This is a genomic window from Acinetobacter sp. ANC 4636 (assembly GCF_054454555.1).
This window is the reverse complement of the sequence record NZ_JBTKVD010000006.1, coordinates 68,873-94,463: the sequence shown is the minus strand read 5'-3', so window position 1 is coordinate 94,463 and position 25,591 is coordinate 68,873. Positions and strand designations below refer to the sequence as shown.

Annotated in this window: 16 protein-coding genes; 8 read left to right on the top strand and 8 right to left on the bottom strand. The window is 44.1% G+C overall.

The window, feature by feature from the left end:
- Positions 1-113: 113 nt before the first annotated feature.
- Positions 114-953: a CBS domain-containing protein gene (locus ACX1N5_RS08265; RefSeq protein ID WP_004749804.1), complete on the top strand. Its 840-nt coding sequence runs from the start codon at positions 114-116 to the stop codon at positions 951-953.
- Positions 950-2,509 (top strand): apolipoprotein N-acyltransferase, encoded by a 1,560-nt coding sequence (lnt, locus tag ACX1N5_RS08260; RefSeq protein ID WP_458801493.1) that lies wholly within the window; start codon positions 950-952, stop codon positions 2,507-2,509. Before ACX1N5_RS08265 ends, lnt begins: the two co-directional genes overlap by 4 nt.
- Before the next feature lie 47 nt (positions 2,510-2,556).
- On the opposite strand, the gene ACX1N5_RS08255 is transcribed toward lnt, so the two are convergent.
- Entirely contained in the window at positions 2,557-2,892 is a 336-nt protein-coding gene (locus tag ACX1N5_RS08255; protein WP_458801495.1) for a hypothetical protein, read from the bottom strand.
- A 256-nt stretch (positions 2,893-3,148) separates the two neighbouring features.
- Between ACX1N5_RS08255 and ACX1N5_RS08250 the strand changes: the two genes are divergently transcribed.
- The 6 genes from ACX1N5_RS08250 (at position 3,149) to ACX1N5_RS08225 (ending at position 10,265) form a co-directional block, all read left to right on the top strand.
- On the top strand, positions 3,149-5,350 hold the full coding sequence (locus ACX1N5_RS08250; RefSeq protein ID WP_458801496.1) for a primosomal protein N': 2,202 nt from the start codon (positions 3,149-3,151) through the stop codon (positions 5,348-5,350).
- A 135-nt stretch (positions 5,351-5,485) separates the two neighbouring features.
- Complete coding sequence (locus ACX1N5_RS08245; protein WP_131381387.1) at positions 5,486-7,327, top strand: monovalent cation:proton antiporter-2 (CPA2) family protein; 1,842 nt, start codon at positions 5,486-5,488, stop codon at positions 7,325-7,327.
- 50 nt (positions 7,328-7,377) lie between these two features.
- Complete coding sequence (hslO, locus tag ACX1N5_RS08240; RefSeq protein ID WP_004749810.1) at positions 7,378-8,253, top strand: Hsp33 family molecular chaperone HslO; 876 nt, start codon at positions 7,378-7,380, stop codon at positions 8,251-8,253.
- A gap of 344 nt (positions 8,254-8,597) precedes the next feature.
- Positions 8,598-9,527: a DnaJ C-terminal domain-containing protein gene (locus tag ACX1N5_RS08235; RefSeq protein WP_116729598.1), complete on the top strand. Its 930-nt coding sequence runs from the start codon at positions 8,598-8,600 to the stop codon at positions 9,525-9,527.
- An 11-nt stretch (positions 9,528-9,538) separates the two neighbouring features.
- Positions 9,539-9,871: a chaperone modulator CbpM gene (locus ACX1N5_RS08230; protein ID WP_004749813.1), complete on the top strand. Its 333-nt coding sequence runs from the start codon at positions 9,539-9,541 to the stop codon at positions 9,869-9,871.
- 172 nt (positions 9,872-10,043) lie between these two features.
- Complete coding sequence (locus ACX1N5_RS08225) at positions 10,044-10,265, top strand: YdcH family protein (RefSeq protein ID WP_004749814.1); 222 nt, start codon at positions 10,044-10,046, stop codon at positions 10,263-10,265.
- Positions 10,266-10,360: 95 nt separating this feature from the next.
- Here ACX1N5_RS08225 and ACX1N5_RS08220 read toward each other — a convergent pair whose 3' ends face one another.
- The 7 genes from ACX1N5_RS08220 to ACX1N5_RS08190 form a co-directional block, all read right to left on the bottom strand.
- Positions 10,361-11,206, bottom strand: coding sequence for a Cof-type HAD-IIB family hydrolase (locus ACX1N5_RS08220; RefSeq protein WP_458801500.1), 846 nt, complete (start codon positions 11,204-11,206; stop codon positions 10,361-10,363).
- A 293-nt stretch (positions 11,207-11,499) separates the two neighbouring features.
- A complete protein-coding gene (locus ACX1N5_RS08215; RefSeq protein ID WP_458801502.1) occupies positions 11,500-12,723 on the bottom strand; it encodes a magnesium transporter CorA family protein in 1,224 nt (407 codons plus the stop codon).
- A 90-nt stretch (positions 12,724-12,813) separates the two neighbouring features.
- Positions 12,814-14,901, bottom strand: coding sequence for a polyribonucleotide nucleotidyltransferase (gene pnp, locus ACX1N5_RS08210; protein WP_171458163.1), 2,088 nt, complete (start codon positions 14,899-14,901; stop codon positions 12,814-12,816).
- Between the two features lie 247 nt (positions 14,902-15,148).
- On the bottom strand, positions 15,149-15,418 hold the full coding sequence (gene rpsO, locus ACX1N5_RS08205) for a 30S ribosomal protein S15 (RefSeq protein WP_004749819.1): 270 nt from the start codon (positions 15,416-15,418) through the stop codon (positions 15,149-15,151).
- Positions 15,419-16,310: 892 nt separating this feature from the next.
- Entirely contained in the window at positions 16,311-18,053 is a 1,743-nt protein-coding gene (gene recD / locus ACX1N5_RS08200; RefSeq protein WP_458801591.1) for an exodeoxyribonuclease V subunit alpha, read from the bottom strand.
- Between the two features lie 101 nt (positions 18,054-18,154).
- Entirely contained in the window at positions 18,155-21,889 is a 3,735-nt protein-coding gene (locus ACX1N5_RS08195) for a UvrD-helicase domain-containing protein (RefSeq protein ID WP_458801505.1), read from the bottom strand.
- Positions 21,889-25,551, bottom strand: a complete 3,663-nt coding sequence (locus ACX1N5_RS08190; RefSeq protein ID WP_458801507.1) for an exodeoxyribonuclease V subunit gamma — start codon at positions 25,549-25,551, stop codon at positions 21,889-21,891. The genes ACX1N5_RS08195 and ACX1N5_RS08190 overlap by 1 nt, the downstream gene beginning before the upstream one ends.
- Positions 25,552-25,591: the final 40 nt, after the last annotated feature.

The following is a 25,591-nucleotide window of genomic DNA, read 5'->3' as shown; positions in this document are numbered from 1 at the left end:
TCTCAATTCGTTGTATTGTCGTTGCAAGATGCAGTTTATTAGATGCATCTCGGTTTTTTCTTCGGTATGATTGAGGCCCATTCAGTAAAAAAACACCCATTTTAGGAACAATCATGCACGAGGAATCAAGCCCATCGTGGGGGATGCGAGGCTTAAGAAAATGGTTAGGCACAGCGCCTGAAACCCGAGATGAATTATTAAAACTTGTCCAAGATTCTCGCCGTTTTTTAGAACCCGATACAGTGGCAATGCTTGAAGGTGTGCTGGACTTACCTGCCACCAAAATTCGCGAAGTCATGACACCCCGTACCGCCATGATCAGCTTACAAGAAGATGACGAACTGCTCGACATTTTGCATGTCCTGATTGATTCGGCACATTCACGCTTTCCTGTGTTTTCAACCGACCAACCTGAAAATGTGGTGGGAATTTTACTGGCAAAAGATTTATTGCCATTTTTGATTGACCCGAAAGCCAAACTCGATATTCGTGCGATTATGCGCCAGCCTGTGTTCGTGCCTGAAAGTGCCCGTTCTGACCAAGTGTTGCGTATGCTCAAAAATACCCAGACCCATATTGCGATTGTGATTGATGAATACGGTGCAACCTCTGGTCTGGTTACGCTCGAAGATATCTTGGAAGAAATTGTCGGGGAAATTGAGGATGAACATGACACGGCAGATGAAGAAGCCAGTTATATTGTCCCTGACCCGAAACATAACACTTCCAACGCATGGCTGGTGCAAGCACTCACTCCAATTGAATATTTTAATAGTGTCCTAGATGCCGATTTCTCAGATGATGAAGTCGAAACGGTTGGCGGCTTACTGTTACAAGAACTCGGTTTAGTCAATGATTTGCAAGGACAAGTGATTGAGCTAAACCAATGGCAATTTACCATTTTAGAAGCTGATGCACGTACGATTCATTTAATTCAGGCTGTGCGTCAATGAGTCAAATCTTCATCGCAAAATCCTCTAAAAATAACAGCACGGCAAAACTTCCACTTTGGCTCGCTAGTCTGATTGCATTACTAGCAGGTTCCGCCTTTATTTTCGCTTTGGCGCCCTATTATATTTGGATTGTGGCACTGATTAGCCCTGCCGTTTTATATGCTTGCCTGCAACAACGTTCTGCCCCTCAAGCATTACTGGTTGGCTGGTGTTACGGTTTCGGCTTATGGTTTGTGGGTGCATTTTGGTTATACACCTCGATTCATGAATACGGCGATACCAGTGCATTTTTCAGCGTATTACTGATTGCAATTATGGCCAGCATTATGGCGCTGTTTAGTGCGCTACAAGCCTGGGTCTACAGACGCTTTTTCCCTGAAACACCGCTGACTTTTGCACCCCTTTGGGTGTTTTTTGAATGGGCAAAAACCTGGGTGTTTACAGGCTTTCCGTGGCTATTTGTCGGTTATGCCTTTACCGAACGCTTTTTAGACCAATATGCACCACTCTTTGGAGTCTTTGGCATTTCATTTATTGCCGTGACCATTGCCTGCGGCTTAGTAGAAATGATTCGGCGGAAATGGTTCTGGGCTGTACCAATCGTGGTCTTACTGGCTGGTGCATGGGCCGCTTCGTTTGCAGTATTTGTACAACCAAAAGCTGGGAAACCTTTAAAGGTATCGTTGATTCAGGGCAATATCCCGCAAGATCTGAAATGGCTAACCAGCTATCAGAACCGTACACTGGAAATTTACCACGACTTAAGCGTTCCTGAATGGGGACAGGATTTGGTGGTTTGGCCAGAGTCTTCGATTCCGATGCCACAAAATAGCATTGAGCCGTTTTTACAAGACATTAACCATCAAGCGCTTGCCAAACATTCTGCATGGGTGACAGGTATCCCTTACTTTGATGAAGCTGGCTCGATCAAGGCACAAAAACCATTGTTCTATAATGCCCTGATGGCTTCTGGCGAGCAGACTTCTGGGTTATACCAGAAACAGCGTCTTGTACCCTTTGGCGAATATGTGCCACTGGCAGGCTTACTCAAGTGGGTTTTACCTTCCCTGCAAAATGATGCCAGTGCAGGTGGATTTACAGCAGGTCAGTCAGGGCAAAAACCTCTGTCTGTGAAGGGACACAATTTAGGTGCGGTGATTTGTTATGAAGTCGCTTATCCGAACCTGACCCGCCTGAATGCCGAACACAGTGACTTTATGGTGACTGTGTCCAATGATGCCTGGTTTACAGGCACCGCAGGCCCTTGGCAGCATTTACAAATGGTTCAGATGCGTGCCAAAGAAAATGGACGCTGGTTTATTCGTGCCACCAATACCGGGGTAACTGCGTTTATTGATGCGCAAGGGCATATTGTCAAACAGGCACCTCAAGATAAAACCTTTGTGTTGCGCGGTGAGTTGTCTGCATATACAGGTCAAACCTTGTATAACCGTTTGGGCAATGCACCTGTATTGATTTTCTCTGCTGTATTGTTATTACTGAGCTTGCGCTATCGTCCACGTCAGATTGACGTGTCGTTTAAGTCTCGTCGTTAATTCAAGCAACGTGTTGGTTGCATCAGGTAGCCAACACGCTTCATCATTTAATACTGAAAACTCATCACCAAATATGTGACGACCCCTGCCAAAAACAGCATGGGGATATGCTGATAGATGTGTATGATCCGTTGCTCAAATGGATGTTTTATACCACTCACTGACAGCGTTAAAATTTGCAACGCGCCAATAAAACCCAAACTGGCACAGGATGCAAATAAACTAAGCGCAAAGAATCCCAAAACGATCTGACTTTCAGCATGACTGACATGCCATAAAACATCGGCCACATGCTTTGCGGGCAATAAACTGGCAATTAAACACACAGCTTTGAGCATTTTCCAGTGCAACTCATGCACATCAGCTAAGAATAAGGTTTTCATGCTTTATCTCTTCTGATAAAAACATTGTCTTTTTGCATTATGCGAAGTTTTAAAACCAAGAAACAGCCTGATTTCCGCCCATATTTAGAGTTTCTTGTAACTATTGGCTTTGATAATTATTCTTGTTCTAAATTAAGATGTTAAATTATTCTTTATTGCTGCTTTTCAGGTAAATTTCGCATTTTTTCAGTGTCAGACTTGTCAACGTCCAAACAAATCTTGCATAGTGCTGTCAAATTCAAAATAAGTGATGTTTATGCCTTTACCATTTCGGATTCGAGTTGCTATTCCTGTTCATTTATATGACTGTTTCGATTACACCTTGAGTGCAGAGCAGTATCAGCAGGCAGAGATGGGCGCACGTGTGGCAGTTCCGTTTGGGGCACGGCATTGTATTGGCATCATTGTAGAAAAACTGGCAGCCGATGAACCATTAGATCCACGTTTTGAATTAAAAGCCATTCACGCCTTACTGGATCAGCACAGTTTGCTGGATGCCAACCATCTAAAACTATTGCATTGGGCAGCACTGTATTACCATTTCCCACTCGGAGAAGTGTTGCCTGTCGCATTTCCAACCCTGCTACGTCAGGGCAAACCTTATGATATTTTGGCAAAAATCTGGGTACTCACTGACCCGCACGCGGAAGTGACATTTAAAAATGCACATCGCCAGCAAGAAGCCTACAAAATTTTAAAACTCAAGCCACACGGTGCACCGCAGCATATTTTAAATGCCAGCGGGATTGAAAATAAAACCCTTGAAGCCCTCGCCCAGAAAGGGATTGCTCGTGCAGAATATCAACACCACGAGATTAAAAACGAACCTGTACAACTGGCGCAGCTCCCACTCAAAGCCAACGCTGACCAAAGCAAAGCCATTCAAACTATATTAAAGGCGCAAGATCATTTTCAGGCATTTTTACTGGATGGGATTACTGGCAGCGGTAAAACCGAAGTGTATTTGCAGGTCATGCACGAGGTACTGAAAAAAGGCAAACAAGTTCTGGTACTGGTGCCTGAAATTGGGCTGACCCCACAAACCATTCACCGTTTTCAGTCACGGTTTCACGGTCATACCGTGATGTTGCATTCTGGCTTAACCGATGCGCAGCGCTTACAGGCATGGCAACAGGCTCAAACGGGGCACGCTTCAATTATTTTGGGTACACGCTCTGCGATTTTTACCCCACTGCCTAATCTTGGACTGATCATTTTAGATGAAGAACATGACCTGTCTTTTAAGCAACAGGAAGGTTTTCGCTATCACACCCGCGAAGTTGCCTTGTATCGCGCACATGTACAACACTGCCCGATTATTTTAGGCTCAGCTACACCAAGTATGGAAAGCTATGCCTTGGTCGAACAAGGCAAACTGACGCATTTGCAACTCAACCAGCGTGCAGGTCATGCATTATTGCCACAAATGCATCTGATTGACCTGAAAATTGCCCAGAAACAACATGGGTTGAGTCAGCAGTTAATTCAGCAGATTCGACAGCGGCTTGAGAAAAAACAGCAGGTTTTGATCTTTCTGAATCGGCGGGGTTACGCACCTGTCCTGATTTGTGAGCAATGTGCATGGCAAGCCAACTGCCCGCATTGCGATGCGCATTTTACCCTGCACACCAAACCCTATCAGCATTTGCACTGTCACCACTGTGGACTGGTACAGCGTTTGCCTGAGCACTGCCCTGCCTGTAACCATGACAGTTTAAAGCCGATTGGCATAGGTACGGTCAAAATTGAAGAAGCTTTACAGGAACTGTTTCCTGAGTACCCTGTACTGCGGGTTGACCGTGACAGTACCAGTCGGGTCGGAAGCTGGCAAAAACTCTATGATCAGATTCAGCAAAACCAGCCCCTGATTTTATTGGGCACACAAATGCTGGCCAAAGGACATCATTTCCCCTATGTCAGTCTGGTGGCACTGTTAGATATTGATGCAGGCCTGCTCAGTGTCGACTTTCGTGCCACGGAACGCACCGCACAACTGATTATTCAGGTGGCTGGACGTGCAGGGCGCGGTGAACATAAAGGCGATGTACTGATTCAGACCTTGCGCCCCGAGCATCCCCTGTTTCATATGTTGCTGGAAAAGGATTATCGTTACTTTGCCCAGCATACGCTCAAGGAACGTAAACTGGCACAGTTTCCGCCGTATCGTTACAGCATGCTGGTGCGTAGCCAAGCCCGCAATGCCAACGACAATCAGGCATTTTTACAGCAGATTGCCAACCAGCTTCGTAGTGTGTCAGGCAATGAAATCGAGATTTGGGGGCCGATTCCTGCCCCGATGGAACGCAAGGCAGGACGCAATCAGGCACACCTCCTGCTGCTGGCAACAGATCGTGCCCGCCTGCACATGTATGTGCGCTCATGGTGGGCAGAAGTCATGCAGCAACAACCGAAAAATATCCGTGTTTCCATTGATGTCGATCCGCAGGAATTGAACTAACACAACTACGACCATTTACGGGCATTGTGTGCAATATTGCTGTTTATAATATATGGATCAAAGAGATAAAGTTGGCTACTTGACTCGATGTTTGGGTTTGGTCGATGTTCTGCTGCTCAATATTAAGGCTGATTCATGTCACTACTCCTGCAAATCACGATTTTTTTGGGTGCTGCCCTGTTACTGGTTCCCTTGGGGAAGCGTTTTGGTCTGGCTACGGTTTTAGGCTATTTATTCACGGGCATTATTTTAGGGCCGAGTGTCTTCAATATCGCCAGTGATGCCGATGCGATTATGAACATGGCAGAGTTTGGCGTGATTTTGCTGATGTTCCTGATCGGACTTGAGTTACGTCCGCAGCGCTTATGGCAGTTACGCGAATCCATTTTTGCGATGGGTAGCCTGCAAGTACTCGGGACAGGCATCGTGATCATGCCGATTTTGTATTTCGGGCTGCATTTATCACTTGCCAGTAGCTTTGTGATTGGTTTTGCCCTTGCGCTATCTTCTACCGCCTTTGTGCTGCAACTGCTCAGCGAAAAACAACAGCTGAATACCACGTATGGGCAAAAAGCCTTTTCAGTATTACTGTTTCAGGATATCGCCGCCATTCCACTGCTTGCCACTATTCCGATTTTGGCAGGCAACCAGTCTGCACATCACGGTATTGCCTATTTTGCAGCGATTCTTGCCACCTTTAGCGGCTTGTTTTTATTTAGCCGTTTTGTCATGCGTCCGTTTTTTCGCTTTGTTGCCAAAAGTGGTGCCAGTGAACTGATTACCGCAGTGGCGCTGTTTATTGTGCTAGCGGTCGTCCTGTTGATGCAAACTCTTGGGATCAGTGTCACCCTCGGGGCATTTTTAACTGGCGTACTGTTGGCAGATTCCGAATTTCGGCATGAACTCGAAGCCAGTATCGCGCCGTTTAAAGGCTTGCTACTAGGTCTGTTTTTTATGACTGTGGGCATGACCACACAGCTTTCCTTGCTGCAAAGCATGCCTGAAATCATTGTCGGTGGTGCGGTTGCCCTGTTACTGATTAAAGCCAGTGTCATGACCCTGATTGGGCGTTATTATTGTAACAGCTGGAAAAACAGCCTGTTGCTCGGAACCTGTCTGGCACAAGGTGGTGAATTTGCCTTTGTGGTACTCACCACTGCCCAAGATGCAGGCGTACTGAAAAGCCATCTGCTCGAACCTGTCAGCCTGATTGTAACGCTGTCCATGACTTTAACCCCACTGCTGTACTGGGTAGTGAGTCGCTGGATTGCACCACGTTTTGACCGTCAGGAACAGCCTGCTTATGATGAAATTCCGAATCAGCATAACCCGATGATCATTGCAGGGTTTGGGCGCTTCGGGCAAATTATTGCGCGGGTTGCCCGCCTGCAACATATTCCCTTTACTGCGATTGACCATAGCCTGCAACAAATCGACTTTGTACGCAAATACGGCGGCACACTCTACTATGGTGATGTGACTCAACCTGAAATTTTGCGTTCGGCGGGCATTGAACATGTCAAAATTTTTATTCTGGCGATTGATGATGTCGAAGACTCACTCAATGTGGCTCGGCACATTACCCTGAACTACCCACACATTACACTACTGGCTCGGGCACGCGACCGCCATCATGTGCATTTGCTACGAGATTTGGGCGTGCATTATATCTGGCGGGAAACCTATTTATCCTCACTGGGTATGGCATATCGTGCGTTACGTGAACTCGGGATTGATGATGCCACAGCGTATCAAAAAATCGAGCTGTTCCGTGATTACGATGAAAAGCTGTTATTGGAACAGCAAAATATTTACAATGATGAACAGAAAATCTTTGAAACACACCGTAATGCGTTGGCTGAACTGGAGCATCTGTTTGAAAGTGATGCCTTTGCTGAAAATAAAAGCGATGATGTCAATTTACGTCGCGGTTTAGATCAACAACGCATCAATGTGGCACGGGATGAGTCTGAGTAACTTGTGTTTTATAATATCATCTCCATTAATACAGGGTCTTGGAGAAATATATGTCTAATTTACGTCAACGCTTTTATATTGAAAACTGCCCTGTTCGTGGCGAAGTGGTTCATCTGGAAGAAGCGCTGCAAACCATTTTGCAGCAGCGTCAGTATCCACAAGCTGTACAGATTTTACTGGGTGAAATGCTCAGTGCCACAGCGCTACTTGCCAGCACCTTAAAGATTAAAGGCCGTATCAGCCTGCAAATTCAGGCACAAGGCACGTTTAAATGGGCGATGGCAGAATGTAACCATGTGGGTGAAGTACGCGCTTTAGCCGACTTTGAAGCAGACCCACGCTTTGAACAGGCTACGGACAGTAGCACAGTGTTAGCCGCATTAAGCCAACCTGTATTATTTATCAATATCGAACCTGAGTTTGGCGAGCGTTATCAAGGGATTGTACCTTTAGATCAGCCAAATCTGGCAAGCTGCCTGATGCAGTACTATGATTTGTCAGCACAAATTCCAACGCATATTGTCTTGGCAAGCAATGAAAAACGCACAGGTGGTTTACTGATTCAGCTTCTGCCGCGTAACAGCGAAGAAGAACAGCGTTTTGTCGATGAAGACTTGTGGCCTCGTCTGATTATGCTGACCGAAACCCTGAAAGCTGAAGAATTAACAGGCCTAAGCGCCAATGAAATTCTGTACCGTTTATATAACGAAGAAGATGTGCGTTTACCTGAACTGGAACAGCTTCAATTTGGTTGCACCTGTTCTAAAGAAAAATGTGCCAATGCCCTGATTCAAATTGGCGTTTCTGCAGTCAAAGAAACCCTGGAATTTCAAAATCCGATTGAGATGGACTGCCAGTTCTGCAACACCAAATATCAGTTTACCGCTGAAGAAGCACTTGGCTTGTTTGGCGAGCATCTCAGTTAAATGACTCAATTTAAGATGAATTGAAGAACCACTTCAATTCATCTAAGTTACAACAGGCAGCATCTCCCATACGGGATATAAAAAATTAATTTCATAAAATAGCCTATACCCATCAAACTTTCTGCTGACGATAACCTGCCTTTACCCACATTAAGCTCAATAGAGTGAATCACTGCATTGAGTCTCACAGCAAAACCTAGAAACCGTATTTTGTGAAAACACTTCTGTGCGATGAATTTTAAAATTTCACGATATCTATATTCAATTGAATGCACAACGCCTGTTGAAATCTATGAAAATCGTTTCATAATGAGGAAAAGATAACCATAAACAGCGATGAAGCTATGCCAAAAAATTACTACGAAGAACTAGGAGTCAACCGCAAGGCGAGCGCAGACGAAATCAAAAAAGCCTATCGCAAACTGGCACGTAAATACCATCCTGACATTAGCAAAGAAAGTGATGCTGAAGCCAAAATGCAAGCCATCAATGTTGCCTATGACACGCTCAGCAACCCTGAAAAAAAAGCAGAATATGATCAAATGTTAGATCACCCACAGGGCTTTGCTGGTTTTGGTGGGCAAGCAGGTCAAGGCGGTTTTGATCAGGCGGAGTTTTATCGTCAAGGCAATGCCTCAGATTTTCATGGTTTTGAAGATTTATTTGGGCGGTTTGGGTCAGGTTTTGGTGGGGCACAGCGTAAGCAGTCATCTTATCGAGGGGAAGATCAACACGCCAGTATTGAAGTGCCGATAGACGTTGCTTATCAGGGTACAACCCAACAAATTACGCTACAAATTCCCACCATCAATGCCTATGGCGAGCCTGAAGTCCAGCGTAAAACCTTGCAAGTCAAAATTCCCAAAGGCATGAAAGAAGGTCAACAAATTCGCCTGTCTGGTCAAGGTCAGGTCGGAATACGTGGTGGAGCCAACGGTGACCTATATATTGAAATTCGTTACCAAGATACCGACAGCGTTCGGGTTGAAGGCAGTGATGTTTATGTGACTGTGCCAATTAGCCCGTGGGAAGCAGCTCTCGGACATGGCATCACCGTAAATACGCCTGCAGGTGCATTACAGGTCAACATTCCTAAAAATGCAAAACAGGGCCAACAATTACGTTTAAAAGACAAAGGGATTCCCAATAAAACCGCAGGACATTTATATCTAATTCTCAATATCGTCTTTCCAAGTGCTCACAATGAGCAACAGCAACATGCGTATCAACAATTGGCGGCAAGTTTTCCAGACTTTAACCCGCGTCAAGGCTAAGGAGTTGAGCTATGACTACTATTTATTATCGTGAAATTCTCTGTGATGACTGCACCGATTCGGAAATCATTGATGACCAACTCAGTTTCACTTTGACCCAATTTGCTGAGACATGTGGGCAATCACCAGAATGGATTCTGCAACTACTCGAATACGACATCTTACCCACCCGTTCAGACACGGCAGAACATGTTTTTTTAGGTGAAGACCTCAGTCGGGCACGCCGAGCCTATCGTTTACAACGAGACTTTGAAGCCTCGTTTTCAGCCGTTGCGATGATGCTTGATTTGATTGATGAGGTGCAAAAACTGCGTAAGCAGGTCAGACATGCGAACTTCGAATAAGTGGAGAATTTTTACAAAATACAGGAATATTTTTTATACAAAGTACTGTAAAAAAACCAAATAATCACATAAGCTCTATAAGGAATTAAAAAACTCACAAGCATTATAAATTGCGTTGCATTTGTTGATGCGGTGTAAATATAACAATCTAATACTCACACGAGGAGCAACCATGTTTCCAGAATATCGCGCACTCATTAGCAAGTTAAAACAGGAAGATGCTCATTTTTCCAAACTGTTTGACGAACACAATGCAATTGATCATGAAATCATTCGTTTAGAGCAAGATCCCGTGACTTCTGGACTAGAAGAAATTGAAACGCTCAAACTGAAAAAACTTAAATTAAAAGAAGAACTGTACGATATGTTGAAACGTGCAGAGAGTGATATTTAAACGAGTTAACACTCGCTAGCATCCAAAAAAGACGGGTAACAGCTCGTCTTTTTTATTGCAAATTCAATAAGCTGAATCCTCAGCATCCAACCAGTTTAAGCACTCTTTTTATGCAGACTATGAAATGGGAGTTGCCCCAGCAGCACCTGATCAATCACATCGAGTACCACTTCTTGCTGGTTGTTTTTTTCGGTGACAAAGTTGGCTGCCTGTTTCAGCTCATCAACAGCATTAGCAACCGCAAAGCCATAACCTGACTGTTTGACCATTTCAAGGTCATTGTAGTTATCACCAATCGCGAGTACCTGATCTGCCGAGATACCCCAGCGCTGTTGTAGCAATTGTAAGCCATGTGCCTTGTGGCGATTTGGCACAATCAGGTCAATAAAACCAAAACCGCTCGACACCATTTTCACCGAACCATTCGCGATAAATTCAAACTGCTGCAAATCATCACACAGCGTTGAAAAATCATATTGTCGAGTATCTAAAGTGACTTTGCAGATCTGATCTTGAGCCTGTGTCAGATCAGGAATTTGCTGAAGAGACTTGAAGTATTTGTTGAGTTTTTCCAGATTTTGCTCAGGGACTGCGCGATCAATATACGCACCACGTTTCCCACAGAGAATCAGCGCACTTGCGTAACGCTCTGCAATTGCGACACGCATGTGATCTACCAAGCTTGCAGAGAAATGTGCAAATGAAACTTCTTGTTCCGCATCCACCACATAAGCACCATTTTCGGAGATAAAAGCAAGCTGGTGAGCAATCTCAGGAAAGTAATTTTTTAAGGTTGAAAGTTGATTGCCACTGGCAACTACAAAATGAATACCGCGTTGTTGAAGTTGTTGATACTGTTTTAAAAAGCGTGCTTTGTTATATTTTTTATCTTCGTTAAGAAAAGTTCCATCCATATCTACTGCAATAATTTTAACTGTCATTTACACCTCAGGTTTGTTTTTGTTCATCCCATTATGCACACAAAGGGTTGCGGTTTTGTGAAAAAAATTAGACTAAAGGCGAATATTTTTTAATTTTTATTAAAAAAGCATCAGTAAATCACTTTCTATCTTGGAGAATGATGCAAGAACAAACGGTACAACATCCGTTTGCCCTTCAATATATGACTACTCGTACTCAAGCATCCAGCTTTCAACAAGAAAAGTACCCCATTTCAATATCTAAGCGATAGGATTAAGGCTAAGCGACTTGATAGCCTCATAGCCCGTCTGCTTTATTTAAATTTAGTGATCTTCTCGACTTCTTTCAGGGTCTGTTTAATTGGCTCATAATCTAAAAACCAAAATAAGTTTACGCCACGATGATGGTGCTGCTGTGCGAGCATATCAATCACACTCTTTTCACCACGCCCCACCAAATGACGACGATAAAAATATATCACCAGCATTACTGTACACATGAGCATCACGATCAGCATGACCCAAAAACCTAGAGGTGATTTCAAGCCTGGAATAAATTCAAAATTCATTCCATAAACCCCTGTCAACAAAGTTAAAGGCGCAAATACTGCGGTAATGATGGCTAAAATTCGCATATTTTCATTGGTCTGATTGCTGATCGCCGAAAAATGCAGATCGATTGCTGCCTGAATCGAACTACGCAAGCGTGCGGTATGTTTCTGAATCCGCTCAATATGGCTCACCAGATCGTTAATGCGCACCAACATAATGTCGAGTGCTTCACGATGTTGTTCACCCACTAAATGATGGTAGTTTTCTACAATTTCATCCCGCAGTTCCTGCAAGGTTTCAATCTGTTCTTCGCATAGATTTTCGACTTGCTGGAACGCCATGTTTTCCTGCAACAACTGATGCCATTGCTTGAAATTCCCATGCCCTTGCAACAGCTCACGCTGCCAATATTCTACGCGGCGCGTCAATGGTGACCGTAACTCCAGATAATCATCAATCATGCTATTTAAAATACGCAATGACAGATTCAGAGGAGTATTGGGAAGCTTACGTAGACGGTTTTGTTCTTCAGGCGAACGATGCATAAAACCATGCAAACGCTCAATATAATTCTCAATGGCTTTGTTGCCCTTTTCGCGTACGGTCACCAACGCCCGTGAACTCATACAAAACCCCACAGGGGTTGTCACCAAACCAAAATCACTACTATGAGTTTCGGAGTTTTTATCAGTGAGGTTAATACGGTCATTCAGGGTAATCAGTTTACGAAAGATCAGGAAATCATAATCTTCCATCGCATCAAAAGCACATGGATGCTCAATATTTAAAATATCCTGTACATGAAATTCATTTAAGGACAAATTTGCCAAAGCATGCAGTTTTTCCTGCCATTCATCACTTTTACCGACCACATCCTGCCTTAAGCAATCAACCCAGACAAAATCCAGCACATAAAATTCAGACTGTTCTTGGCTAATAAAGGCGTAATTTTCGTCGGGATGATGGTAAAAGTAATAAATCTGCATATATTCACATTTAAAAATACACTAAGACTTTTATCATGCCATAAAAAAAGCCCGCTTCAAGCGGACTTTCTTTATCAAACAACAGTCAGATTATGCTTGAGCAACATCTTTCATAGTCAATTTAATACGACCACGGTTGTCCACATCGGCAACCTGAACGTTAATTTCTTGGCCTTCTTTCAATACGTCAGTCACGTTAGCAATACGCTCATTTGAAATTTGAGAGATATGCAACAAACCATCTGTACCAGGCATGATGTTTACAAACGCACCAAATTCTACAATGCGAATGACTTTACCTTGATAGATTTTACCTGGCTCAACTTCAGCAGTCAGTGCTTGAATCTTGGCAATTGCAGCGCGTGCAGCCGCTTTAGTTTCACCAAATACACGTACTGTACCGTTGTCTTCAATGTCAATCGCCGCTTTAGTTTCTTCAGTAATTTGACGGATTGTTGCACCGCCTTTACCAATCACGTCACGGATTTTGTCTGGATTAATCGTAATCACTTCAAAAGTTGGTGCGTGCATTGAAATTTCAGGGCGAGCACGAGAAATCACTTTGTTCATTTCATTCAAGATGTGCATACGACCAGCAAATGCTTGGTTTAACGCAACTTCCATGATTTCTTCAGTGATACCTTCGATCTTGATGTCCATTTGAAGTGCAGTAATACCGTTGGCAGAACCTGCTACTTTAAAGTCCATGTCGCCAAGGTGGTCTTCGTCACCCAAGATGTCAGAAAGAACTGCGAAACGCTCGCCTTCTTTAACTAGACCCATTGCGATACCCGCAACTGGTGCTTTAAGTGGAACGCCCGCATCCATAAGTGATAGAGAAGCACCACATACAGAAGCCATTGAAGATGAACCGTTAGATTCAGTAATATCAGATACGATACGGATTACATACGGGAAGCGGTCTGCTGCAGGAAGAACAGCTTGTACACCACGACGTGCCAAACGGCCATGACCGATTTCACGACGTTTAGGTCCAGATTCACGACCAGTTTCACCCACAGAGTATGCTGGGAAGTTGTAGTGCAACATGAAGCTGTCAGTTTTAGTACCTGCAAGGGTATCAACCATCAACGCATCACGTGTGTTACCCAAAGTTGTTGTGACCAACGCCTGAGTTTCACCACGAGTGAACAATGCAGAACCGTGAGCACGATCTAACACACCAACCTGTACGTCAAGCGCACGAACTGTTTTAGTGTCACGACCATCAATACGTGGTTTACCAGACAAGATGTTGTCACGTACGGTACGGTATTTAAGATCTTCAAATAATTCGTTTACGTCGTCAGCGATACCATCGACATCTTCTTCTGGAACGAATTGAGCAATAGCTTCTGCCTGAAGTGCATCAAGTGCCGCATAACGGTCTTGTTTCACTGCAATGGTGTAAGCTTCAGAAATTTTTGCTTCAAATGCTTCTTTGAGTTTCGCACGCAATTCTTCGTTTTGTGCTGGAGCAACCCAAGTTGATTCTGCTGCGCCAACAGCTGCTGCAAATTCTTTAATCGCTTGAATCGCAATTTGTTGTTCGTCATGACCAAACAATACAGCACCAAGCATTTGGTCTTCTGAAAGTTCTTTCGCTTCAGATTCAACCATCAATACTGCTGATTCTGTACCTGCAACCACAAGGTCAAGATCGCTTTCTTTTAACTGTTCATAGTTCGGGTTAAGAACATATTCACCGTTGATTAAACCAACACGCGCACCACCGATTGGGCCGCGGAATGGTGTGCCTGCAATCGCAAGTGCAGCAGAAGTACCTAGCATCGCAGCAATGTCAGCGTCCATAGTTTTGTCAGAAGACACAACTGTTGCTGTCACTTGAATTTCGTTGTAATAACCTTCTGGGAACAACGGGCGAATTGGACGGTCAATCAAACGTGAAATCAAAGTTTCTGCTTCAGAAGCACGGCCTTCACGCTTGCCATAACCACCTGGGATACGACCCGCAGCATATTGTTTTTCTTGGTAGTTAACTGTTAACGGGAAGAAATCCTGACCTGCTTTTGCAGTTGGCTGAGCCACAACTGCAACAAGAACAGTTACCCCACCCATAGTAATCAATACAGAGTTGGCTTGGCGTGCAACACGACCAGTTTCCAAAACCACTTGGTATTGACCATACTGAAATTCTTTACGAACAATATTAAACATCGACATATATTGTATTTTCCTAGTTCTTTTTGAACAATTATTCTAGTGGAGACCCCTAAGGTTTGGCATTCACAACACAAATCGGAAATAAATGACAAAGCTTAGAAGCCGACCTCACTAGATGTTAGACACGAAGAAGGAGCGAATATTCGCCCCTTCTAAAATAGCTTAGCAAGCTAAGCTTTGCTTGATTTTCAGCGACGAAGTCAGAAACATTCGAAATACCGAAAAATAAGCCTAAATCGAATTAACGACGTAAACCTAAAGCGCCGATCAAAGCAGTGTAACGACCATGATCTTTACCGTTTAAGTAGTCAAGTAATTTACGGCGTTGGTTAACCATACGGATCAAACCACGACGGCTATGATGATCGTGTTTGTGTTCTTTAAAGTGACCTTGCAAATCATTGATTTGTGCAGTTAACAAAGCAACTTGTACTTCTGGTGAACCAGTGTCATTTTCTGCACGAGCAAATTTAGCAACAATTTCTGCGCGGTCTTGGTTAGTTAAAGCCATTCGATTACTCCGAGATGCTTAAAAAAATAAATAAAAATGATATATATCAACAAACTAATATAATTAATTTACTGATTGCCGTGCATCACTACAGCAAGCCATCTATTTTAAGTCAAAAGCTAGGCGATTGCAAAAAAAGCGTGAGATTCAATCAATTTTTTATAAAAACAATAAAAAAATGCAAAAGCCCAAACGATATTGGTTTGGGCTTTTGTACGCTGTAGTTTCTTGTTTTGCTTTGTTGTTATTATGAGCGGTTGAGTCGCGCTTCTTAGTTAGTTATTGATTTAACGTCCTAACTTGGGCTTATCATGCTTCCATGAGCATCATGTTCGCATAAAAATAGTTGGTCACCTATGGGCGTTGTCTCAAGCTAATGTAAGCAAAAACTTACAAAACAAACACGATTAAAATACTCAAGAAACATAATTTCACAAAGTTTATTAAAAAATATTCAATAAATTCAAATAAATAAAAATAGATAAAAGATTATACCTATAGTTTTATATATTTAAAAGAGTTGACCATTTGATACAAATATTTACATGGTTAATTTCTCTACTTTGCATAAAAACACAACTGGCCGGTTGTATCTTGATGAATCAAGATGATGATTAACAAGTCTAAATCTTCAGGATATAAAAAAACCCTGTAGTCTCTCCCAAAACTACAAGGTTTAGTGGCTGTAAGTTTCCTGCGTATGACTCACGTCCCGTAAGTTTGCTGTCTATTGACTATTATTATTCTTATGCAATTATAATTTAGCTCATCCATGCTAAATCAATTTGGCAAAACCATAGTATGAACATATAACAGACTAAACTATTCGGCAATTTCCTTATTTAATGTAAGCCATTTCTTACATTAGCCTCTATTGTAAAATAAAACTTTACTATTCAAATGATTGTTCAATTTTTCTAATCAAACCACTGTATCTAACTGTCTGACAGGTTAACGCCTGAGCAAAAGCTGCCCGATCGACCAATAATGATACAGCTTTTTTTGCCCGAGTAATGGCTGTATAGATCAGCTCCTGACTTAACAGCTTTTCCGCTTGAGCATCAAGTACAACCGCCGTATGCGCAAACTCTGAACCTTGCGACTTATGAATGGTGAGTGCAAATGCTGTAGCAATATTTTTAGGTAAGCGCTGGGCAATCACCCATTTTTGTAAGCTCGGAAAAAATACCGAAAACTGCTGATGGTCTTCTTTCTGAAAAAAGCAGATTCCAATATCACCATTGGCAAGTCCAAGCTGGTCGTCATTTTCCGTCATCATGACAGGACGACCAATATACCAATCCCCAACCGCCTGTGTATAAGGGAGTAGTATTTTGAGTAATTGCTGCTGCATAAATTGGTTGATATATTCCAAACCGAACTCGCCATGATGAATCGCAGTCAAAATACGATAATGGTCAAAACAGGCAATGACTCGTTCGACCTCAGCCTGTGACTGTTCACCTTGCAAATAAGCCAGCAGGCTTTGAGTATAGTCTTCAAAGCCTGACCATAATTGCTCCAATGCCTGTTCTATGGCAGTTTCAGCATTTAAATACTGTAACTGAACTAAATCTTTTTGAATCCTGTTTAGATCTACAATTTGCAGTTGACCCGCCGTAACAATATCCTGTTCAAATGCGCTCAATACTTGTTCAGTATTCAGTTGTCGCGCTGTTACCTGCTGAATAAAACGTGCCATTTTGCCAATTAAAGCATCATCACTAAAACGCCGACTATTGAGCAAATTTACGCGGTACGGCTGTAAGCGTTTGGGTTGCTGCAAATCCGCCAGCACCGAACCAACATCCACCGATGCCAGCTGCTGCGCATCGCCCAACAAAATCAGGCGAGCATGATCAGGAATTGCCTCAAATAATAAGGTTGCCAGATTTAAATCCAGCATCGAAGCTTCATCGACAATAATCAGATCATAAGGTAAGGGTTGCTGGGCGGTAAACTTTGCCTGCCCTTGCCTACCGATTCCAAGCAAGCGATGCAATGTCACAGGCTTCAATAACAACAGTCCAGACTGAATCAAGCCTTGTTGTTGCAAATCAGGATCATTAAAAGAAAGTTGCAAGGCTTCCTGCATACGTTGCGCTGCCTTACCTGTAGGTGCAGCCATTGCAATCCGTAAATGAGGCAAGCAATGATTTAACACTGCCACGATTCGTGCCAGTGTGTAGGTTTTCCCAGTCCCAGGCCCGCCCGTGATCATATTTAAAGCGGACTGCCCAACCATTTGTAAAGCTTGCTGCTGATATGGATCAGGTAATAACGATAAATAACTGGAAGTATCGACCTGCGTAGGCTGCTGAGCGACCAAACGTTGTACTTGCTGAGCCAGACGTTGCTCGAGTGCAAAATAGCGATACAAAAATAAAGCCTGCCCATCGTAGATAAAAGGGGCGACCTGAGCCGGATGCATACTCACCAGTGACCCAAGTTGCTGCGCTTGCTGCTCTGTACAGCGAACACAACTGTCACCACGAGCTTTTGCCATAAACAATTGTGAAATGTAGAGTATAACATCAACATTTTCGCTTGACTTTACAAGGCTTTTTGTCAGATACTTCGCCCACTTTTCAGCCCAGACAAAATTTTCCCGCTGCTCTGGCATGATTTCCTGCATTATCATCTAGTTATCCTCATACTTATTCACATAGATATCAACAGAGTTATACCCAAAGTTGTCCACAATTTAAACTTTTGTTTTTTATACATTTAGCCAAGTTATGCACTTTTTTGTACCTTGTTCTGTACATGCGTATAACCCAAAATGGCATCTAGCCTTAAAATAAACTCAGGTTCTGGTCGCCAGTAATAACTGCCAAATCCAGCCTGTGCCGACATGCCACGCAAATACAGATAACTCGCTCCACCCAGATGCTGCTCAATCGCATAATTTTCCAAGCGAGTTTTCAAATAACGGTGTAAAGCCACCAGATAAATACTGGCCTGTAGCCAATAGCTGCTTTGCGACATATTTTGCTGAATGCCAAGCACATTATAATCTTGCAGGCTATCGCCCAAATAATTGCTTTTATAGTCGGCAATATAAAAGCGCCCCTGATACTCATATACCAAGTCAATTGCTCCATTTAAATAACGTGCAGATTCGGCAGGATTAAACTCAGGCATGTATAACCCATATTCTTTAAAGAGTGCATGTAAACGTTGCACCGCAAAGACCTGATCAGACAGCACCATAAAAAATGGAAACTCCGCCAAGTGCTGTGCAGGCTCTAGCTGCTGCAAACAAAAATCACCATGAATGGGCGTTGCTAAAATCTGAGTTAACCATTGCTGAATTTCGGCAACCGCGCAGTCTTCAAGTGTCGTCTCAACATGCAAATCACTGCGCTGTTGATAGCGCTCCAATAACTGTTGCCATAAGTAAATATCATCATTTTTAAAACGGCGGCGAATTTCATAATGCCAGCTATCATTTTGCTGAAAATCCAGATGTTCAAAAATTCCATGCAAGAAATTCCCTGCATGTGTACCTTGTGGAAACTGGCGCTGAATCCACGGCAATTTGTCTCGCTCTTGTGAAAGCTGAGTCATTGGCATAAGTGACTGCCATTCATCCTCTGCAGCTTGTTGTTCACCGCTATATTCTGCCAGTAAGTCTTTGGCTTGCTGTCTGGACAGATGTTGGGCCAACCCTGTAAAACTGGTTCGTACACGCGGATAAAAACGCTTTTTCGGCAATGGCAATGCCTGTAGTTCCATAACCGTTTCAGGTGCAGCAGAAAAAATTGGTTTGGGACATTCGGTTAAAAAAACCGCTTCGCCACTGGCAGGATGCTGAAACTCTTGGGCCTGATTTTTCCAAAATGCCAAGCCTGTAATGGATGTGCCTTTATGGTCTTGCAACACGGCATAGACTCGATAACTGGCACGGGTCAGCGCCACATACCAGAGACGATGCTGCTCGGCTTCAAGACGCAGTTGATGCTGATCCAAATCGGCCTGCGGGATATTGTCCCGATCATGAATCGCAATCACACGCTGTGCTTCGAGCTGCTGAGTTTGTGGATTTAACTGCTCTACCGTCGAAAAATTCAGTTGTTTGTTGGGTTCACTGTGTTTGCCATCAGCATTCAGTAAAAATACGATTTTAAACTCCAGCCCTTTAGACTGGTGAATGGTCATGAGTTGCACACCCGCAGCAGTAGAGAGTTTGCGTTCCAGTTCCCATTCCCGATCACTCGGTTTTTGCACCTGCGTCATGTACCAGTGATACAGGTTTTGTGCCCCCTGATACTGCCCACTGTGTTGACTGAGCAATTCAGTCAAGTGGCGTAAATTGACTATGACACGTTCATTGTCACGGCTCTGGCTCGCCACCACAGTTTGCCACACCGCAAAACGCTGCAATAAATACTGCCATGCGGTCAAGAAGTTACGTGCCAACCACAGCTCACGCACGTGGTCAAACTCTAAAATATACTGGCTCAGACCATCAGCTTGAGCTTGCAAATCGACCAATTGTTTCAGCGTTAAACCAAACAAACGGCTTAGCAATGCACGCTTGAGTTTGGCTTCATGATAAGGCTCTAAAATTGCGGTCAAGACTGCTGCAACATCTTTGGCAATCTGGCTATCAAATACACTTCGTTTGGCAGGGCGATTGACCCGAATATTCAACCGTTCCAGTACATGTTGCACCTGATCCAAACCATCATGATTTTTGGACAGCACCGCAATATCATCGGCAATCAGCGCCCGTGAGCCTGAGCTCTCGGCAAAATACAATTGGCCTTGTGCCGACTGGTTCAGCAACTGTCGAATTTGCCATGCCACCTGTTCATGGGGAGGCTGTTTTTCAGGAATGTTCAACCAACGTAACGGCTGCGGATTTTCCTGTGCCTGATCAATCAAGGCAGGATGAGGACGATGCCCTGCCTGCACAGGGTAATAGATGACCTGCTCACCAAAATCGGGCTGTCGCTGGAACAAAGCATCGACCACTTCAACCAAAGGTTGAATCGAGCGTTGATTATGAATCAGTTGATAGAACTTGCCTGCCTTTTGCTGTACATCCTGATGCGCTTTAATAAAGGTCAGCATGTCACCGCCACGAAAGCCGTAAATGGCCTGTTTACGGTCACCGACCATAATCATGCAGCTTTGACCATAACGCTTAGGATGCCGCCAGATACTCGCCAGCATATCATCCTGATCTTGGTTGGTGTCCTGAAACTCATCGACTAAAATAAGCGGATAACGGTTTTGCACAAAAGCCGCAAATTTTTGCCCTTGCTCACCTTGCAAGGCTTCTGCCAGTGTTCGGATTTGCTGGGAAAAAGTGGTTTCACCATGTTGCTGCAACAGCTGCGGCAAACGCTTTTTGACTTCCTGACAGAGATAGAATTGCAAAGACGTATTAAATTGCTTTAAATCTTTTTGAATCTTAAGTTTCGTTTCTAAAATATTTTTTAACGACACAATCATAGGATGCTGATAAAAAGAATCCTGAATGTGTTGATCGCATTTATTAAAAATACTGGTTCGTGGTTTCCCTTTTGAATCTAGAAATAAAACCTCAATGTCTTTCAATATGCGCTGATCAAAATATATATGCACACCTTGTTGGCGAATTTGTTGAATAATTCGAGGCAAGCCTGTAGTAAAAATGCCATGGAAACGATCACTTGCAAACGCTTTCTTATTGATCAATTTATAATATGCGCCATCCAGCAAATAGTAATCTTGCAACTCTTCCCAATGTTGCGATGGCGTAGATACAAATTGATTTAAAGCGGACTCAAATTCAACAATACTGAAAGTAGGCACATCAACGCTTTTAAACTGGGCATTACTAAAATTCAGGCTTTTTTCAACCACCTCGACATAACTGTCAACCCGCCCAAGCTCACCACTGATATATAACCAGTCAATCAACTGCTGAGGCTGTGCCTGAATCCATTCGCGTAAAATGTCATGCACCAGTTGCCGCGTATATTGCTTGGCTTGATCGGTAATTTCGGCATGTTCAATTTTGCCACTTTCAAATGCAAACTCACGTAATAGCTTTTGGCTAAAACTGTCGAGCGTTCCGACAAATAACTCATCCAACTGATCGATGATCAGTTTGAGGCGTTCACAAGCATACCCAACCTGATGGGCAAACTGGCCGAGAATCTTGGCTTGTAATGGGTCGCTACACTGCTGTGCAAATGCCAGATTTTCTTCAGCCGTCGCACTACGCCGAGCATCAAAAAAACGCTGGCTTTCTTGTAAGCGTTTACGAATCCGGGTTTTTAACTCTGCCGCCGCCGCACGGGTAAAAGTGGTGGCAATCACCTGACGCGGCAGATATTGTTCCAGTAAAATCCGCACCATAAGGCTTGATAAAGTAAAGGTCTTGCCCGAACCTGCGGACGCTTCAATCCAGTGCAAACCGCTAAAATCAATGTCATGAATCGGGGTGGTTGAAATACAGGTTTTATTCTTATTCATTAGGCATGTTCTACTGCACGTTGGTACTGATAAATAGGCGCATACAGACGATAGGCAAAACGCTGACAGGCATCTTGTAGCAACAGGTCAGCATCTTGTTCCTGCAAAATAAACTGCCAGTCGTCGTGATACTGAGTGGAACGATCTTCATGGATTGAAAAGATACTGTTAAAGTTTCCTCCACCTTGCCACTGTTTCAACAGATTTTTTTCAGGTTCAACGATGTGCATACTGCCCTGTTCATCGGCTTGCCATTCTAAGATTTTACCCGTTTCGAGTGGTTTCAATAACAATGCCGCAGGCAACACCAAGGGTGAAGTTTGCCCATAATCCCATGCCTTCAGCCATTCATCCAAATAAGCTTTTGCCTGTACCGAACTCAGTCCTTCACAAATCAGGGTGCTGTTGCTAAATACCACTATACGTTTCAGCTGCTTGCCTTGTTCTCCGAGGTTTAAATACGTCAACCACAGCAAATACTCCAGCCATGTTTTGGCACGGCGTTCAGCGCGGGCACTGGATGGATTCAGGCTTACCCAATCCTGCTGTGGCTGTTTAGGAATCACAATCCGTATGTGCAACTTGTCACGCAGATGCAAAGTCTGCCCCGTGGTTTCAGTTTGTGCAGCAACATATTGTTGTAACTGGGTCAAAAGTTGCTGATGTTCCAACTGACCGAGCTGCCATGCGCTGTGCTGAGTTTTACCGACAGGCAAGCGGTCTTGCAACAGCTCGGTACTTGCGGCATCCTGCTGCTGTAAAAACTCGCGCAAGCTATAACGCCCCAAACCATCGAGTAACAATGGCTCAACTTCATCGGGTAAATCCTGCATACGCAGATTTTCAACCCCAAGGGTTTTTAAATACAGCTGGGCTGGAAAGACCATGTCATTCAGCCACTGCTGGCTGCTGAGCATAATCACATCGGTTTCAGACACCGTATAAGTTTGATTACTCCACGGCTGACGCTGCCCTGTGGCTTGCTGAATTTGCTGAGCTACAGTAAACCACTGGTCTTGATAGCGCAGATATTCGGCTGTAAAACCTTTCAAGTCAAAAGGCTGTAGCGGGTGTACCTGATATAAACTCAGCACATGCTGTGGGATCTCTAGACCTGCATGCTCTACAGTTACATCAATCTCGGCATCGGGCTGCTCGGATGCCACAATGTAGCCAATATGATCCAGCAGTTCTTGCAAAACACTGGATGGCTGGCGCACTTCACCATCGCTAATATCAAAACCATTATAAAATAGCCAGAGTTGCTCTTTAGCCAACAGCAGCGCATCTAGAAATGCGCCCTGATCATCTTCCAGACGCGAACGATCCCCTAACTGTGGTCGTAAACTTTGCATCAAATCAAACGGGGTATGCGTTTGTCGATTTGGGAATTTCCCACTGTCCAGATTCAGCATGACCACCAAACGATACGGCAACGGACGAATCTGCCCAATTTGACTAAAAGTAATCTGTCCGCTCGGTTCAGCCTGATCGAACTGGCTGTCGAGCTGCTGCTGAATTTCTTGCAAAACCACGCCCAGTGGCAGGCTAAAATCCTGTAATGCCACCTGTGGTGAATGTTGCTGTTTTTGATAATGTACCGATAAGGTCAGCATACGAATGTGTTTACGCACCATGTCATAAGCAGCACCAAGTGCGGTCACACCTGCCTGCTGAAACTCATGGATATCTTGCTGGATCTGATACAGCCAGTGTTCAACGGTATGATTTTGTCCAAGTTCATGCAAAATCAGCCAATCACGACGCTGTGCCAAATCTTCATATATGTCTATCAGGGTCGCGATTAACTCAAAATCACTCGACAACACTTGCGCATAGCTCAGTGTTCCTTCAAACAACACATGTTCAGGAATCGCCACTCCAAGTGCCAAACGGTCTAGGGCAAATTTAAAACTAAAACGATAATCCCGATCTTCTGGACTAAGCTGACGCGCCAGATGGGCTTCATCCAACCCGCGTTTAAAACCAGCCTGAATCAACAACTGCAACGCCCGCTGGGTTTGTGAGGTATCTAAACCATAACGCTGCTGCGTCGCAGGCAAACTCAACCAGTCTGCAAACTGTTCAAACTGGAAACGTCCATGCGGTAACTGAATCCGATCACATACTGCCTGCCATGCCTGACGCATATCCAGCTGCGCCACACCGCCAATTTTGACAGGTAAATACGGCGCTTGCTGTGCATTTTGTACCCGTGGTGGCGGTGCAAAGACACTGCGAATATGAGGCTCAAGCGCCTTGATGTCTGGTGTTAACACCAAAATATCATCCAGTCGGTGCGGTTGTTCCGTCGTACCCTGTGCCAGCCAATGCAACAGCTGATCTTTCAAGACTTCAAGCTGACGCAATGCAGAATGACAAACATGAACCTGAATCGACTGATCATCGGGAGAAAGCTCAAATTGATGCTTTTCAGGTTCCATCAGATACAGCACATCTGACTGGATTTTACCGAGTAAACTCTCGGAATAATCTTCATCGAACAAATCGAGCCATTGCCCTTCTTCCCCCGAAGACAAATGCGATAACAACGAGAAATGGTCACGTGCCTGCTTGCCAAAACGGGTCAATAATGGATGACGCGACTCACGCGCTTCGGCATTAAAATTGAGGGTAAATTCATCAAAGAAACGTTGCAGATCGGCATCGGAGGCTTGCGGATGTTTTTGCAAAAAACGCTGCTTGACCCCAAGGTCATAGCGTTTCTTCCAGTTCGGATCGACACTGTCCGCCCAGTATTCCTGCGAAGGGTTATAGTGCAAAATCACCACGTCTAAGTACTGCCCCAAGCGCCGTAAAAATTGCAACTGGGTCGGAGGCAAATCCAGCACCGTAAAAATCAGCAATTGCTGCGGCAGGCGTTTCAGCGCGGCTTTACGCTGCTCTGGGTCATCCAGAATTGCCCAAAAATCGCGGTCGATCTGCTGCATTTGCACAAAGTCAGCATGAAAGACTTCTTGCCACAGCCAGCGCTGCCATGCTTCAAGCTGCTGTACCTGTTCCAGTTGATACAGTGCAATGCCGTGTTCATCCGCCTGAAATAATTGCTCAATATCCAGTTCGCGGTTATTGCCCCAAGCCTTAAGCCAGTTTTGAGGGCAACCACATGGCTCATGCCAGTGGTGCTGACATTGCCCACGGTAAACCATGTAATGGCTAAATACTCTCGACACCTGCTCGGATACCCAGTACAGCATGTTTTGTTTTTTGAGTTGCTGTTGCAAACCTGGTGTTAAATGCGCTGCACTGTCGTAAATTCGCTGCACAATGCTATACAGCGGATGCTCGGCAGCAAGGCTGAGCTGTTCGGGTTCAATATAGGGTTTTAACGCTTCATAAATACGCCACTGCATCACCAAACGTGGAATATTGGCCTGACGTACTTGTTCTTTATTTTCTAGAACTTGTTGATACGCATACCATTGAAAGGTCTGAATCCGTTGATGATACAATTGGTTGGCGCTAATGCCCTGATACTGAGAAATCTGCTGCTGTAACCATTGCTCCACAGCAGCACTCGGCACCACAAAATGCTGCTGTTGTAACACCTGTAAAGGATGGCTTTCTGCCTGACTAATTTGGGCTAACAGCGTTTGCAATAACAGTTCTAATCGCTGACTTTGACAAACATGAATACCCATAAATCACTTTTCTCGCTGTATTTTTGCAGAATGGATGCAA